The sequence below is a fragment of the Spirosoma foliorum genome (assembly GCF_014117325.1).
In the GTDB taxonomy this organism is placed as follows: domain Bacteria; phylum Bacteroidota; class Bacteroidia; order Cytophagales; family Spirosomataceae; genus Spirosoma; species Spirosoma foliorum.
Genome location: NZ_CP059732.1, coordinates 238,569 through 254,052, shown reverse-complemented (window position 1 = coordinate 254,052; position 15,484 = coordinate 238,569). Strand labels below are relative to the sequence as shown.

Genomic DNA, 15,484 nt, shown 5'->3' with positions numbered 1-15,484 from the left:
GTTTAAACACAGAGCCACGGCGAACACAGAGGAAATTATATATCTGTGTTCGCCGTGGCTCTGTGTTTAAACCTACACTCAATTATGCATGCTGCCGAGCGTGTTCACCTTCGCGAATTTCCTCAATCATCTTCCGATTGAAGGCCGGAATATCGTCAGGTCTACGGCTGGTTACTAAGCCCTGATCGGTTACCACTTCTTCATCAACCCAGTTTGCTCCGGCATTTTTCAAGTCGGTTTGAATCGACGGGTACGACGTAAGTTTTCGCCCCTTCACCACACCCGCTTCGATGAGCATAATTGGCGCGTGACAAATGGCGGCTACGGGTTTATGGGCTTCAAAGAAATGACGCACAAACTGCACCGCCTTCGGATCTGTCCGTAGTTTATCAGGATTCATCACGCCACCGGGCAGAAGCAGTGCATCATACTGGTTAGGGTCGGCTCCAGCGATGGGTAGATCAACCGGAAAGGTATCGCCCCAATCGGTTTCGTCCCACCCTTTTACTTCGCCCCCTTTTGGCGCAATCAGGTGCGTTGTAGCACCGGCATCCTGTAATGCTTTACGAGGTTCGGTCATTTCGACCTGTTCAAATCCATCGGTTAGCAGAATCGCCACTTTCTTACCCTGCAATCGTTGCTGCGTTTCCATAATACGTTGAGAATTTAGTTACCCTAGTATAACTATGGAAAAAGAAGAAGGTTAACAAAGCAGCTCTTAAAGTATGTTATCTAACCACGGAGGCACAGAGATTATGGAACAGTAAAAGAATACTCTCACCGGGTTTTAACCCGGCGAGAATGAAATTTACTGCCAACCTTTGTTGGGCGTAGTCCATACTACACTCAACGTTAGAGACAGCGAACAAAAAAAGCGATTCACGAAGAATTATCTTCTCCATGAATCGCTTTCCCATAATCGCTACTGTAGGCTTATCGTATCTTGGTGATGACCAAAGGCACACACACGTTTGGCGGACAAGGGCAGGAGGTTGATGCCAGTTGTACGGTCACATCCGTGTAGCAACCCGAACCGCTGTACACGCGAATGGTATAATCCTGAGCCGTTGCCGGATTTGCCAGATTGTTCGCGATTATCCCGTTGGCCGGAATCACCTGAGCGGGTCCCGACAACGAAGTGGTAAAAGTTGCTCCCGCCGAGAATTGATATGTATGACTCGCCGAGAAACCACTTAACACAATCTGCCCATTGTTTTGTGCGGTACTGCCTAAACAGGTAGCAGCTACTGTATTCGCCTGAAAACTGGGCTTAATACAGCAATTTGACGGTTGTACCGTTACTTGCTGTTCGGCATAACAGGTCGGATCAGCCGGATTGAATACCCGAACCGTATAGGTTTTCGGTAATACGCTGTCGTCTAAATTGGCAATAATTACCTGCGAGTTGCCGCTCAGCAACGTGGCAGCAGCAGGCACTTTGGTTCCGGCAGAAAAGTCCGTTCCCTCTACGTACTGATACGTGCTACCAGCCGCATAGTTCGACAACGTGACATTACCTTTCACCGAAGCCCCGGTTCCATTGGTACTACAAACCGGAGACGTAGGCGTTACCACAAAATTCGAGTAAGCCGTAAAGGAAACGCTAACGGGTTTAACAGTCGTACAGAAACTGTCTGCTGACGCCGATTTGATGTAATACGTAGTCGGCAACGATACTGGGTTCGTAACCGGGATGGTAGCGGCTGCGTCGGCATAATAACCGATACTGCCTCCCGTATTCGAAATGACTGCATTCGCCAGATCGAACGTGGCGGTTCCGTCGACTGTCTGACAGGTGGTGTTCAGCGCTTTGACCGTTAGCGTGGGGTTCACCGTCGTTACCTGCACGATCATCTCATCTCCGAACGTACAACCGGTATTGGCGTCATAATAGCTCAACTGATACGTAGTTGTCCCGCTAGGACAAACGACAGGCTGCGATGAGCTAAGGTTCGAAATCTGCCCTACTTTGGTTGCATCGTAAGGTAATGTGGTCCAACTATAACTGAAGCCAGGTAGTGGAGACGCCCCAATCTGAACACAGTTTCCTAAACAAACAGACTGATCGTCGCCAGCCAGATTAAGCTTTTGCTTGCCAATTTTCACCGTTATCGACGCCCAGGTTGTACAGCCACTTCCGTAGGTTACCGTAGCCGTGTAGGTATAGGTTCCAGTAACGGCTGCTGCAATATCCAGCGTTGGCTGGCTGGCCGATGTAGAACTCAGGTAAGCTAGCGCACTAGATGGGCTGGCGGTCCACGCTACTGTACTTCCGGCAGGTGGGTTACTTAAAGGCAATACGGTTGATGCCCCATCGCCTTCGCAGAAGTTGAGTGAACCGGGCAGCGTGGCCACATAGGTGGCTGCTGGCACAGGAAATACAAACGTTTTTACGCAACCCGTTGCATGCGTTGCAGTCAATGTATAAGAGGTGGGTGTTTCGGGATAAACCTGCACCGTAGACAGGTTGCCTGCCGATGCCACAATACCCGTAAAGGGCGCCCACGAATAACTCCATCCGCCATCGGGCGAGTTGTTTACCCCAATGGTAATCGGTCCATTACACGGAGCGGGAATTGGATCATTGGCAAAATTGACGGTCGGTGGTGTAGCGGAGTTAACGTTTATCGTCGTCGTAGCCGAACAGGTACCCTGCCCAACTGTTACGTTATACGGTCCCGTTGCCGATACGCTGATTTGCGCTGTCGTTTCTCCAGTCGACCATCGATAGGTCATATTGGGGTCAGGCACGGGACCTATGGTTACCGAGCCTCCTCCCCCATCGCACAAACTTCCGGGCGCGTGAATAGTCAGCGCCGGGGCCGTGAAGGATGTATACTGAACCGTATCGGCATACGCACAGTTGGCTGCCGTATTTCCGTTAGTAGCATTCCGAATCAAAAGTACGGGACTATCGGCATTCGCAGGAATTGTGACGGACGATGTAGCGCTACCCGGCGAGGTAAACACAATACCCGGCGTTGGCGAAGTCCACGCATAGGTATAACCTGCTTTTGCCGCAGAGCCAACGGTGTAGGTACCACCCGATGTTACACAAAAGGTTCCATCCAATCCTGCATTGTTGTCGACCGGTGTAACCTGAATATTCACCGTATCCCGAATCGAACAGCCGGTCGACGCATCCGTTACTTTTACGTAGAGCGTTTTATCGGTAGTCAACGCGACTGTGGTCGGATTGGCAATGGTAGAATCAGAGACCAGTGTTCCGGCAGACCAGTTGTAGGTATAGCCCGGAATGGCGTTTTGCTGAATCTGCACCGTCCCACCTTTACAAGCGGCTAACGGCGATGTGTAGTTTGTAACGGGTAACGAGGATTGCCCCGGAAATACTTTCACGAAAATCTGGCATGTATCCGGCACGCCCTCTAATACCAGCGAAAGCGTATAGGTGACGGCAACCAGCCCCGATGGATTGGCAATAACTTTAGCTGGGTGGGGTACTCCTTCTACCAAAGGCAATCCGGTGTTCGGGTCTGATAATCCGGCCACTGGCGACCAGGTATAGGTCCCGTTGCTGGCAGCTGTAATGGGCCCAATGGTAGTAGTTTTTCCGCCACATTGCCCATCGGCTCCCCCTTGCTGATCTAATTTACAGAAGTCAGTACCACCGGGGCCGCAGCCTACGATGTATCTGATTTCGGCAGTATCGGCCCGTGCGCAGGATGGATTTATCGCGTTCTGACTAGTCCGAATATATAAAATCGTATACGGTCCATCGGCCAGTCCGCCATTGGGTATGCTGGTACCGGTCATACGCATCGATACCTGCGAAGCCGTCGTACTACTCAGGTATGTAAGGGCTTGTTCGGGCGAGGGTACCCCCTGTGTTGCCGACACGCTGGTAATGACAGCGCGCCAGTTGTAACTGATTCCGCTTTCGTCGGGAGTCCCGAAACTAGTCTTCGCCACAAAACCTGAGGTGGGACAAAAGACATAGGGTTCTTTCTGATTAAATACGTTGTTTGGTGTTTTATAGACCGTAACCTGCTGGGTTGTAGTCTGCACGCAACCCGATATACCATTTGATGCCTGAACGGTAAATGGTAGTATGTTTACCCCTTGTGGCGCATAGGTAGCTGTAAACACGGGTCGTACAACGGTAGGCTGACTAATACCAATGCCCGGAAACCAGCCATAACTAACACCAGCCTGTTCGGTAAGTCCCTGCCCTAACCGGGCGCTATCTCCCTGGCATAACGTCAGGCTGGGCAAGGCAGGTAAAGGCGTTACACTCTGGCCTGTCACGGTTACGGTATCAACTCGGCAACCGTTAAAATCCAGGTAGAAATCTTTCGACGCTCCATTAGCTGGCAAGTCCGATAAGGTAGGATTAACGCCATTGGGCGTATCTAAGCCCGTTGATGGCGTCCAGGTAAATGTGTTTGTCGACACGTTGGCATAAGCTGGGGGCACCGAAACAGGCCCAAGTTTTACCGTCGGGTTGCCACAGGTAAAGACCGTTCTCGAAGGCACTATTACCTTAAACTGAACCGTTTTCAGGGTATCGTAACTCGTACATCCCCGGCTATCCGTCACGCTTAACCGATAAGTCCCCTCGGTGGTCAGGTTTAGCGAAATTGGTGTTGCCGCTGTTGCCACGGTGCCCGAAAGTATAGGGGTTCCTCCCGCTAACGGAACCAGCGTATAGGTATAAGCCCCCCGCTCTCCATCGCCCCCAGGGGTAATGGTAGCGGTTATGGCTAACGTCGTGCCCGCACAAAATCCGTATGGCTTACTGGCCAAATCAGTCGAATGGACTTTACTGGTCGATAGGATGTATTCTACCGTATTACTGTAGTTAACCACATCGCAACTACCCACGACCGAACAAACCGCATCGAAAGGCGACTGACGGACCGCTCGTCGAAAAAACACCGATCCTGCCACAGTTAGGCCATTAGGTGTATAATCTTTAGACGTTGCACTGGCAATATCTATCCAGGGACCAGACGCGGAACCGCTGCGTTGCCACTGATAATAAATTGATGCAGGGGCTGGATTCGCATCGGAAGCACCTCTAACGTTTGGTGTTTTGTATATTGGTTTAGACCCTATTATGGGAAACAAACCGGCTCCTTCGCAATAGTTAGTAATTGTTGCCGCAATTGTGTTGGTATTCTCTACGTACTTCGCATAGTTAAAAGCGGTGAGGTAAACCGTCATCCCGACAGAGTTCGGCACCACGTTATAGCCTGTTAAGGTAGTCGTGCCATCACTAGCCAGACCAGCCGGCGTAACCGGATAATTCACACTAGAGCCTGCCGTAGACAGAATCGTTGCCCGACAACCCTTTAATTCGACATCATAGTTTCCGGTAGTGCTCCCATTCTCCCCCGAATTCAAATAGGTAGCATAGAGTACTTTACTAAAATCGCAGTCAATAATCTGGTAAGTAGCGTTGCTCGAGCCAAATATAGAATACAGGGCACCAGCCGTTGGACTAATACTGGAAGCCGCATTTGCTTTTCCACTGATGTGCACTCTTCCCTGCTCATCGAGTTCCATATCCGATGCTTCTACGCTCCCATTTCCTACCACGGCACTCCGGATTACGGATGTAAGGGTTGAGTTGAATTCGGTTAAGGTTAGCTGCCCTTGCGTCCAGGCCATATTTGGCGATGAACCGACCTGTACAAATTCTGCGGGCGTTGTGATAACGCCCATGACCACGATATTTCCGTTGGGGCGTTTGCGAATGCCCATGACCTGCGTACCCGGCAAGGCCGTTGATTGTAACAATTGCCCCGAAGCGCCATAATGGGCGATGTAACCCACCTGATTTGCCAGCGAAACATTCGCATAAGCGGCTCCTGCTGTTATTGGCAATATGGCTCCGTTGCCATTCCGGTACGTTGCGTAAAAGCTACCATCCGCATCTGGAACAATATCGGTCACGTATTGAACCGGAACCGAAGCGCTTGTCGAATAATAAGATGCGTAACGAAGGGTGCCATCAGCATTAAAAATGGCCATATAGGGATCATCGTTACCCCCTTTTGGCGCTGATTGGTAGGCATTCGATGTAGTCGGTAATACGCCCGAGCCACTGTTCTGTAGCATTAGAATCATCGATCCATCCGGCGTAATAATCAGATTTTGAAAATAAGGAGCTTCATTCCATAATCGAACACGTACGTTAGACGAACCACCAACAGCCCCCAGATAGGAGCCATAGTTAATTGTTTTCCCATCAGCCGATAGTTTCATCAAAATGGCCAGATTACCTCCTGCCGTATTAGGACGACTTGTTTGAAAACCATTGGGGGTGATCAGGGCAGAGGCCGAAGCTCCTCCATTACTTACGCACAAGAGGACGATTTCGCCCGTTGGCGAAAAATCAAAAGCAAGGGGAGTGAAGCTACTATTCTCACCATTGAATAGGCGTACCCATTGCAAGATATTGCCATCCGGCGAATACTTGGATAACACCGCATTGTAGCCATCGTTAGACCCCGACAAAGGGGGACCAAACTCTTTGATATCGGCAACAGAATAACCAGAAGCATTATTTCGGCCTTCGGTTAACACATAAATAGAACCATCCGAACCAATTTTCTGTACCGCTCCCTGATTTGAGGATCTATTCGCGATTGCCATGCTCCACTGTAGCGATTGAGCCTGCGAAATGCCACTCCCAAGGCAAAGCAGACCGAAAATCCCTACTGCTACAGCTCTACAGATTAGCCGAATTTGTATAAATCTACCTAAAAAACTCGTGTAATTTTTTCTTATACAATAGAGATAATAGAGAATTGAATCAGTAAAATTAATCATAGAGGTGGGAGATAAATAGATATAAAAGCGCAAAACAGAAATAGCCTTTGTGCTCCTCAACTGAACACAAAGGCTATGCCAAATGGCCAAACGGCCATATAAGCGCATGACTAATCTATTACTCTATGTCAATTGGTTTATCCCGATTTCTAATCCGTATACTTAGTATTTTAGTTTTCTACTGCTATTACTCACTAACAAATTACGTACCAATTGTTAATTAGCCCCCAATTTGTTACTAAGTCATAATTGTTATTCACATGAAATGTACAAAATCAAATATTCGGGAGTATTTAGCGACCTAGCGCTGCTACCCATTCTGTATTGAACGCACCTTACTAAACCGTTTTTTGTTAGGTTTGTACTATGGATTCTAAATCATGCGAGAAAGCAACGGGCGCTATTGCCGACAAATACCGGCTCTCGATTTTATTGGAATTAGCCCAACGAGAAAGCATGACTCCGTCTGAGATTCAGGAGTTAACGGGCTTGTCGCAGCCTTGTGTATCGCACCATGTTCGCCTGCTGACAGAAAGCGAGTTGGTTGCTGCAACCAAAGAAGGGCGTAATGTTCATCTACGTTTGAACAAAGACACAACCCGGCAATTATCCGATTTCCTGGCGAAGCTGACCTAAGCTTTTCGTTAAAATCATATTCGTATTGGATTGCTAGGTTGTACCCACGGACTTCAGCCCGTGTATGTCTGACTTGAACACGGGCTGAAATCCGTGGGTACAACATAATCAGGTGATTTGCGCAAAATCAGGTGTATTGGTTAACTTTGGATACGAGGTATCCTACTCATAAAACCAAACAACAATCTGAAATGAAAAAGCGCTTTACACTTTTATTTCTCCTGGCTCTTCTGGCGAATTTAAGCCATGCCCAAACAACCTCCATCTCTAAGATGGTAGGCCCCGAAAAAGGTTCGTTGATGATTGTGGGAGGAGGTGCTATGGGCACCGACTTATGGACGCGATTCGTCGAACTGGCGGGCGGCCCAGCTGCTGCCAATATTGTAATTATTCCAACCGCAGGCGAAGATTCGTCGGCTAACAGTGCTCCTCGTGAAAAAGAAAAATTGATCAGTTTAGGTGTCCAAAACATTACAATCCTCCATACCCGCGATCCGAAAGTAGCAAACCAGGAATCCTTTGTTGCTCCCTTGAAGAAAGCGACGGGTATCTGGTTCGTCGGTGGCCGTCACTGGCGGCTGACTGATTCGTATCTCAATACGTTGGCGCACAAAGAATTTAATGCGGTACTCAGTCGGGGTGGGGTTATTGGAGGTACTTCAGCAGGGGCTACGATTCAGGGATCGTTTATGGTTCGTGGCGATACCAAAGGGAATTCAATAATGGTAGGCGATCACACACAAGGGCTGGATTTCATTCATAACGTCACCATCGATCAGCATTTCCTGCGACGAAACCGTCAGTTTGATCTCATCGACGTTATTAAAGCTCGTCCGGAATTACTCGGTATTGCGATTGATGAAGGGACGGCCATTGTTGTGCAGCAAAATACCTTCGAGGTACTGGGCGTCTCTTATGTGGGCATTTACGAAGCGAATCAAATTGCAAATAGCACCAAATATCCGTCTGGTCAGAACAGTACGGGTGGACCTTTTTATTTTTTAGGCAAAGGGCAAAAATTTGATTTGCAAACCCGAAAAGTCATCGACACTCGGCCAGCACGGCCAAACGAACCAGCAAAATAGAACGCAGATGACGCGGATCAAGCTGATTTTCGCAGACATAAATCCGTTAAAATCAGCTTGATCCGCGTCATCTGCGTTCTATTTATTTAAACCAGTACGGCTTTGAGGATTTGATCCATGATGAGCCGTCCATCCATATTGCCAAGAGCTGGATCGGCAGCACGCTCGGGGTGAGGCATCATGCCAAATACATTTTTGCCACTGTTGGTCACACCGGCAATATTTTCCAGACTGCCATTTGGGTTGGCAGCATCAGTAATGGCTCCGGTTTCGTCACAATACCGGAACAGCACCTGGCCATTATCGTTCAGTGATTTTAGCGTATCGGCATCAGCGAAATAACGTCCTTCACCATGCGCCATCGGAATTTTATAAGCGGGGCGATCAAGACCGGCCGTCAACAACGCGTCGGGCGATTGGGGAGTCAGGTAAATATTTTTGCAGACGTATTGCTGGTTCGCATTACGAAGTAGTACACCCGGTACCAATCGGGCTTCGGCCAGCACCTGAAATCCGTTGCAAATGCCCATCAGGTAGCCGCCACGATTGGCATGAGCAATTACTTCATTCATAATGGGCGAAAACCGGGCCACAGCCCCTGTACGAAGGTAGTCACCGTAAGAAAACCCACCTGGTAGGATGATAAAATCACAGCCTTGCAGATCGTGATCTTTATGCCAGAGTTTAATGACCTTCTGGTCCATCAATTCCAGCGTATCCACAGCATCCTGATCGCAGTTAGAGCCGGGAAAAACAACAACGCCAAATTTCATAGAAACTTAAAGTGCGAAAGTGTGAAAGAGCGTAAGGGCAAATTGTGTGGCATCAGCTTTTCGCTCTTCCACTCATTCGCTCTTTCACTCTTTGAATACGCAAAGATACTGACTTTACTTCACTTCAACGGACTTTCCAGCACTCGAAACAGCTTTACCGCGCTCAAATGATAGGTCAATTCGTCCCAGATTGATGCCTGCAAACCCAACCTGATTAATCCAGACAGGCTGCCCATCTAGATTATTGATGGCTACGGGCGCATCCAGGAATGTATGCGTATGTCCACCAATGATCAGATCGATGTTTTTGGTTTTGGCCGCCAGTACATTGTCCGAAACCGTAGGCTCATTGTTATATTTAAACCCTAAGTGCGACAGGCAAATTACGTAGTCGCATTTTTTGTCATTCCGCAACTGAGCAGCGGTATCGCCACCTAACTCAATGGGATCGAGGTATTTGGTTTCTTTATAGGCCTCCTTCGGGATCAAACCTGCCGGCTGAATTCCCAAACCGAACACCCCTATCCGAACGCCATCTTTCTCGAAGATTTTGTACGGCATGGTTCGCCCGTCCATAACCGTGTTTTTGAAGTCGTAATTGGCAATCAGCAAAGGGAACGTAGCCTTCCCGAATTGGGTGACCATGTTGTCAATGCCGCCATCAAAATCGTGATTACCAATGGTTCCGGCATCGTAGCCAAGCTGGTTCATGGCCAGAATTTCGGGCTCACCTTTGTAGAGATTGAAATAAGGCGTTCCCTGAAAAATATCGCCCGCATCGAACAGCAACACATTTGCCTGCTCCTGCCGGATTTTTTTGATCAGTGTAGCTCGTCGGGCAACACCACCTTTACCCGCATTCCGACTTCCATCCATTGGGAATGGGTCCAGCCGACTATGCACATCGTTGGTATGCAGAATCGTCAGCGAGGTTGTTTTATTGGCCCGCCCTGTAGTAGCAAGCACGTCTGGCACCACAGAGCCGACAACGGCAGCCGTGCCCAATAGTTTCAGAAACTGGCGTCTATTCGATGCTAATGCGTCCATCAGAAACGGGATTAATAGGTTGACCGCTTTTGCCCTGTTGTCGGAAATAATCGATCAGGGAATCACGAATTAAGTAATTCATATTTTCGCGTTTGACGGCGTTTTTCAGAAAATTAGCATTGTCGCCCCCATCGGCTATATAGTCGCTCATAGCCACTGTATAGGTCTCATTCGGCTGTAGCGTCCGTCCATTGGTAAAGGTTACGGACTGCACTTTTTTATTCTGAATTTTAACCCGCAAGCCACCAACAACCAGTCCGTGGGAATTGGCAAAATGATTGAGTAACTGCAACAACATATCGCCCTTAACGGTCAGAATAACCAGCTGATTATCAAACGGCATAACGCCAAAAACCGAACCGATAGTGATGTTGCCCTGAGGTAAATTATCGCGAATACCGCCATAATTCAGGTGCGAGCAATCAATAGGTTTGCCATATCGTTGCGATGCTTGCTGGAGCAACGCGTCGGTCAATAAATCGTTGAGTGGACCATCGGGTAAGGCTTTTTCAACAGGCTTGGTTGAACTGGTCAGTACCTCGTTCATGGCCTTATCGAGTTTCTCCCGATAAGGTACCAGGAAACTAGCCACAGCCGGATCGGACGACGCAGCCAGCGAGTCTACTCCAATGCGGTTAGCCGTTCGTTGAGACAGGTGATAGCCCGAGTGGCAGGCCGACAAGCCAGCTAAGGCCAGCAGTAGAAGGTATTTTTTCATACGTATTCGCAAGTTCGGAAACTCTTGGCAAACCTGCGTTAACAAATCGTTAGAATGCATTCGTAGAAGTTGATGAACTGATCTTATATGACCTTACCCGGTACCATAATCACGGTATGCTCTGGTTTGTAGTGTACTTTACGCATTCGCCCAAAGCCGCCCAAGCCAATTTGAATGTTAAAAATCCCCCCCGTAAACGGCTTCTGGTCTAACAGTGGACTGTAGGATACTTTCGTTCGGATAAACCAGAAGCTATGTTCGGAGAGATCCGGCTTAGGTGTGTTATCGCCCAGTTTAACATCGAACACAAGTCCGAGCGTTGGTGAATGAGTTAGCAACGACAATCCCTTGTAGCGTTCATCTTTCTTATCGCGGGGCGATAGGTCGAACAAAAGATAGCCAACATATGGAATTAACCGACTGCGCGGCCCTTCGTAAATAACCCGCCCCAAACCAAGTTCGAACAGCATCGGGCTTATGGGCATATCCTTTTCCCATTGTTGGTTATTGTGCCAGAACCCCGACCGTAATGTTCCGTTGTACAAAGTAGGATGCAGCATGATCATTGTTCGCTGTAGGGCAATATCAATCCCAAAAACAGCCCCTACCGACTTATTAAGCGTCTGTGCCAGCGAACCCGTTGTTAAAACTCCCCCACCCCCAAAAAATACACCATACCCCAATTTTGACATACTAAACGTAGTAACGAGATCGGGCGTATCATAAAGTCGTAGAGCCACCTGCTTCTCCCATCGTTCCAGCGCTTGTAAATCATCGCCCCCGCCGGTTTCTGCGCGAAACCGATTGACCTCGGCCCCTAATTCGGAGTTAGTCAGGTATTCAATTTGTCGGGCTTGCTCCTTAAACCGACGATCGGCGCCCAGCGCAATTAATTTGGCCTTCATCTGACGCGTATGCACTTCCACCAGATCGAAGAGTATCTGATTATAGACCAGGGTTCGCTCGTTTCTGGCGGTTTCAGATACCCACGACAGATTCCGGAACATCAAACAAAATGACTCAATATCTGGCTGACTCCATATCGATGTTGGCCGTACTTCGTAACCAATCTGATAATAAAATTCAGAGCCGCCTAAGCCTGGTTGCGTAGGTGAATGAAAGTCAGAAAGCTGCAAACGTCTAGTTGCACTCCAGTGTAGTGTGTCGATGGTTACCTGTGCTGAACCGAGCAGAGGAGACAGTAACAAGAGCAGAAGCAAACGTTTCATGGCAAGAGTAGCAGTTCCGTCTATCAATACTAGCAAATCTACTATAAAAAAGCGCGACCTCGTTTCCGAAGTCGCGCCAGTTATGTATGATGTATGATGTATGACGACTAATTATACATCATATATCGTACATCATACATCTCTTAGTACCGATACATTTCCGATTTGAACGGACCTGCAACTGGTACTCCAATATAATCGGCTTGTGCCTGCTCCAGTGGTTCCAGTTTAGCGCCTACGTGAGCCAGGTGCAACGCAGCTACTTTCTCGTCAAGGATTTTTGGCAGAACGTACACTTTGTTCTCGTATTTGTCTGAGTTAGCCCACAACTCCAATTGCGCCAACGTCTGGTTCGAGAACGAACAAGACATCACGAACGAAGGGTGACCCATAGCACAACCGAGGTTCACTAAACGGCCTTCGGCCAATACGATGATCTCTTTGCCGTCAACCTCGTACATATCAACCTGTGGTTTGATCTGGCTCTTGGTTTGGCCGTAGTTTTCGTTCAACCACGCCATGTCGATTTCATTGTCGAAGTGGCCAATGTTACAAACAACAGCCTTATCGCGCATCGCTTTGAAATGGCGGCCTTTAATGATGTTAACGTTACCAGTCGCCGTTACGAAAATCTGTGCGCGGGGAACAGCTTCGTCCATTGGAATAACTTCATAACCATCCATAGCCGCTTGCAGCGCACAGATTGGATCGATTTCGGTTACCAGAACCCGGCAACCAGCGCCACGCAGCGACTCAGCCGACCCTTTACCTACATCTCCATAACCAGCAACAACGGCTACTTTACCAGCCAGCATCAAGTCGGTAGCACGACGGATCGCATCAACCAACGACTCACGGCAACCGTATTTGTTATCGAATTTCGACTTCGTTACCGAATCATTTACGTTGATCGAAGGCAAGTGCAACGTGCCATTTTTCATCCGCTCGTACAAACGGTGAACACCCGTTGTGGTTTCTTCCGACAAGCCTTTGATGTTCTGAATCAGTTCAGGATACACATCGAAAACCATGTTGGTCAGGTCGCCACCATCATCAAGAATCATGTTCAATGGCTGACGCTCTTCACCGAAGAACAACGTTTGTTCGATACACCAGTTGAATTCTTCTTCGTTCATGCCTTTCCACGCATAAACCGGAATGCCAGCAGCAGCAATAGCCGCAGCCGCATGATCCTGCGTCGAGAAGATATTGCAGGACGACCAGGTTACCTGAGCACCCAGTTCAACCAACGTTTCAATAAGAACGGCGGTTTGGATGGTCATGTGCAGACAGCCCGCAACACGTGCGCCTTTCAGCGGTTGTGATGGACCGTATTCAGCACGAAGGGCCATCAGACCTGGCATTTCGGCTTCAGCAAGTTTGATTTCCTTGCGGCCCCACTCGGCCAGCGCGATGTCCTTAACCTTGTAGGGGACGTAGGTTGAAGTTTGCATATAGATTTGAATTAGCGAGATAGTCAATACGATCCGTATTGCTTCGCGATCTTTGGTTTCTTAGTAAAGTGCAAAAATAAGAAGCAACCCGTAGAATCCCTATCCGAATCGAAATACTTTAGCGTTCGGTTTAGGGAAGACTAATGATTGTTTTGCAAACTTATTTTAAAGGAGTGCTTCTCAACTCACAAGAGAAAAGCGTCAAATTGTTTTATAGCATCCTCAGAATTATAAAACACGGCATCCGGTTTGGTATCAAATCCAGGATTATCCTCAGTAATCTCTGAAATCCCTACTGATTCAGAATCGATTTGAATAACATAAAAATGACCATCATACCAGATATCAATCATTTTAGCACCTGAAGCAAAGCTATGAACATCATGCCTGATTGATCTTTTGGTAAGTTCATCAATTATATATCGATAAGTAACTTCAGTCATAATGTATATATAGTTTACGAAAACGGAATCTGCTCGTTTTGAAATAGCCAAGCTATAGAGTTAGGCCCTCGCTTGTTAAAGCTTTCTGAAATAGGGGCTATAAGCTCTTTATTAACAGCAAAGGCGCTCATTTTAACGCAACCGTTGCTTCAATTTCGATCAGCACATCTTTGTCATACAAGCCCTGCACCCCAACATAGGTACTGCCCGGTGGATTAGCTCCTGTAAAATACTGACTCCGTACTTCCCGCACGATGCCGATCTTTTCCGGATCTGTATTGACAACATAGGTCGTTGTTTTAATCACGTCGGCAAAGGTGGCACCTATGGAAGCTAAGGCTATTTTGAGATTTTCGAGCACCTGTTTCGTCTGGCCACGGAAATCGCCTTTATAGACAATCTCTCCCTTCGCATTGGCCGAGACCTGCCCTGAAATGTAGGCAACCCGACTGCTTTGTGCAACCACAACCTGCGTGTAATTTTTAGACGTAGGCAGGCCTTGTGGATTATTATATTGAAGCTGCTGGGCAACTACAGCATTAGCGCCTACCAAAAGACTGGCAAAGAGAATGAATGGTCGAAGGGTGTTCATAAGGATACGTTTTTTAGCAAATCTACCGAATGCCATTGGAACATCCTTATGCTGAAATTGCTCAAGTATACTGGCGTTTTTGTAAGCGACCTTCGCCTAAAAAGGCCGATCCAAGCAACGAAAGGAAGTTCCCATTGGTGTTTTTACCCTGTTTTGACAATTGGGCTCAAAAGTGATAGTAATTGACTCATTTGAGCTAATCCGTTTTCCTGAATCACCCGACCTTTGACCTATCCAAAACGGAAAACGAAATCAAACTCTTAAATATAAACTATCATGAAAACGCTCATCAAACCTCTGTTCGTTGCTTTTGCTCTGGTTCTGTCTACTAGCTACGCTTCTTTAGCCAAACCTACTAACGACCCACAACCTGCTACTTTCCAAAGCGGTATCTTTACGAACAAAGCTGGAAAACTTCAGGTTGCCCTTGACAAACAAACAGGCCAACCCCTGCAAATTCGCCTGACTAGTGCCGACGGCCGTATGGTCTTTTCCCAACGAGTAAGCAAAAAACAAACCACTGTCCGTTTAGTATTCGACGTAAGTGAGTTACCCGACGGCGCTTATCAGTTAACCATCACCGATGGTAAGGAAACCAACCAACACACGGTAACCCTGGAAACCCAGAAACCTATGGATGTTAATAGACTGGTAGCCATTAACTAACGTCTGTTTCCGCCAACAATTCTTGAAGCGCTGATCTAACGCCAAC

At 47.9% G+C, this 15,484-nt stretch carries 12 protein-coding genes; 3 read left to right on the top strand and 9 right to left on the bottom strand.

Annotation, left to right across the window (positions count from 1 at the left end):
- Positions 1-82: 82 nt before the first annotated feature.
- Positions 83-652, bottom strand: coding sequence for a type 1 glutamine amidotransferase domain-containing protein (locus H3H32_RS01075; protein ID WP_182460851.1), 570 nt, complete (start codon positions 650-652; stop codon positions 83-85).
- A gap of 281 nt (positions 653-933) precedes the next feature.
- Complete coding sequence (locus tag H3H32_RS01070; RefSeq protein WP_182460850.1) at positions 934-6,618, bottom strand: CVP-CTERM putative sorting domain-containing protein; 5,685 nt, start codon at positions 6,616-6,618, stop codon at positions 934-936.
- Between the two features lie 543 nt (positions 6,619-7,161).
- On the opposite strand from H3H32_RS01070, the gene H3H32_RS01065 reads away from it, so the two are divergent.
- Both H3H32_RS01065 and H3H32_RS01060 read left to right on the top strand, forming a co-directional pair.
- A complete protein-coding gene (locus tag H3H32_RS01065) occupies positions 7,162-7,431 on the top strand; it encodes an ArsR/SmtB family transcription factor (RefSeq protein ID WP_182460849.1) in 270 nt (89 codons plus the stop codon).
- 191 nt (positions 7,432-7,622) lie between these two features.
- On the top strand, positions 7,623-8,516 hold the full coding sequence (locus H3H32_RS01060) for a cyanophycinase (RefSeq protein ID WP_182460848.1): 894 nt from the start codon (positions 7,623-7,625) through the stop codon (positions 8,514-8,516).
- Between the two features lie 86 nt (positions 8,517-8,602).
- On the opposite strand, the gene purQ is transcribed toward H3H32_RS01060, so the two are convergent.
- From purQ to H3H32_RS01025, 7 genes are all read right to left on the bottom strand, one after another.
- A complete protein-coding gene (purQ, locus tag H3H32_RS01055) occupies positions 8,603-9,289 on the bottom strand; it encodes a phosphoribosylformylglycinamidine synthase subunit PurQ (protein WP_182460847.1) in 687 nt (228 codons plus the stop codon).
- Positions 9,290-9,403: 114 nt separating this feature from the next.
- On the bottom strand, positions 9,404-10,336 hold the full coding sequence (locus tag H3H32_RS01050) for a bifunctional metallophosphatase/5'-nucleotidase (protein ID WP_182460846.1): 933 nt from the start codon (positions 10,334-10,336) through the stop codon (positions 9,404-9,406).
- The gene (locus H3H32_RS01045; RefSeq protein ID WP_182460845.1) at positions 10,314-11,054 is read right to left on the bottom strand and encodes a 5'-nucleotidase C-terminal domain-containing protein; all 741 of its coding nucleotides are present in this window, start codon (positions 11,052-11,054) and stop codon (positions 10,314-10,316) included. The genes H3H32_RS01050 and H3H32_RS01045 overlap by 23 nt, the downstream gene beginning before the upstream one ends.
- Positions 11,055-11,137: 83 nt before the next feature.
- Complete coding sequence (locus tag H3H32_RS01040) at positions 11,138-12,283, bottom strand: hypothetical protein (RefSeq protein WP_182460844.1); 1,146 nt, start codon at positions 12,281-12,283, stop codon at positions 11,138-11,140.
- A 143-nt stretch (positions 12,284-12,426) separates the two neighbouring features.
- Entirely contained in the window at positions 12,427-13,737 is a 1,311-nt protein-coding gene (ahcY, locus tag H3H32_RS01035) for an adenosylhomocysteinase (protein WP_182460843.1), read from the bottom strand.
- A gap of 185 nt (positions 13,738-13,922) precedes the next feature.
- Positions 13,923-14,180, bottom strand: a complete 258-nt coding sequence (locus H3H32_RS01030) for a hypothetical protein (RefSeq protein WP_182460842.1) — start codon at positions 14,178-14,180, stop codon at positions 13,923-13,925.
- A 127-nt stretch (positions 14,181-14,307) separates the two neighbouring features.
- Entirely contained in the window at positions 14,308-14,772 is a 465-nt protein-coding gene (locus tag H3H32_RS01025) for a RidA family protein (RefSeq protein ID WP_182460841.1), read from the bottom strand.
- A 276-nt stretch (positions 14,773-15,048) separates the two neighbouring features.
- Between H3H32_RS01025 and H3H32_RS01020 the strand changes: the two genes are divergently transcribed.
- On the top strand, positions 15,049-15,438 hold the full coding sequence (locus H3H32_RS01020) for a T9SS type A sorting domain-containing protein (protein WP_182460840.1): 390 nt from the start codon (positions 15,049-15,051) through the stop codon (positions 15,436-15,438).
- Positions 15,439-15,484 lie beyond the last annotated feature (46 nt).

Bases quoted from the DNA above. Each gene is read 5' to 3' on its own strand.
- H3H32_RS01075 (WP_182460851.1), bottom strand. From the start codon at position 652: ATGGAAACGCAGCAACGATTGCAGGGTAAGAAAGTGGCGATTCTGCTA.
- H3H32_RS01070 (WP_182460850.1), bottom strand. From the start codon at position 6,618: ATGGCAATCGCGAATAGATCCTCAAATCAGGGAGCGGTACAGAAAATT.
- H3H32_RS01065 (WP_182460849.1), top strand. From the start codon at position 7,162: ATGGATTCTAAATCATGCGAGAAAGCAACGGGCGCTATTGCCGACAAA.
- H3H32_RS01060 (WP_182460848.1), top strand. From the start codon at position 7,623: ATGAAAAAGCGCTTTACACTTTTATTTCTCCTGGCTCTTCTGGCGAAT.
- purQ (WP_182460847.1), bottom strand. From the start codon at position 9,289: ATGAAATTTGGCGTTGTTGTTTTTCCCGGCTCTAACTGCGATCAGGAT.
- H3H32_RS01050 (WP_182460846.1), bottom strand. From the start codon at position 10,336: ATGGACGCATTAGCATCGAATAGACGCCAGTTTCTGAAACTATTGGGC.
- H3H32_RS01045 (WP_182460845.1), bottom strand. From the start codon at position 11,054: ATGAAAAAATACCTTCTACTGCTGGCCTTAGCTGGCTTGTCGGCCTGC.
- H3H32_RS01040 (WP_182460844.1), bottom strand. From the start codon at position 12,283: ATGAAACGTTTGCTTCTGCTCTTGTTACTGTCTCCTCTGCTCGGTTCA.
- ahcY (WP_182460843.1), bottom strand. From the start codon at position 13,737: ATGCAAACTTCAACCTACGTCCCCTACAAGGTTAAGGACATCGCGCTG.
- H3H32_RS01030 (WP_182460842.1), bottom strand. From the start codon at position 14,180: ATGACTGAAGTTACTTATCGATATATAATTGATGAACTTACCAAAAGA.
- H3H32_RS01025 (WP_182460841.1), bottom strand. From the start codon at position 14,772: ATGAACACCCTTCGACCATTCATTCTCTTTGCCAGTCTTTTGGTAGGC.
- H3H32_RS01020 (WP_182460840.1), top strand. From the start codon at position 15,049: ATGAAAACGCTCATCAAACCTCTGTTCGTTGCTTTTGCTCTGGTTCTG.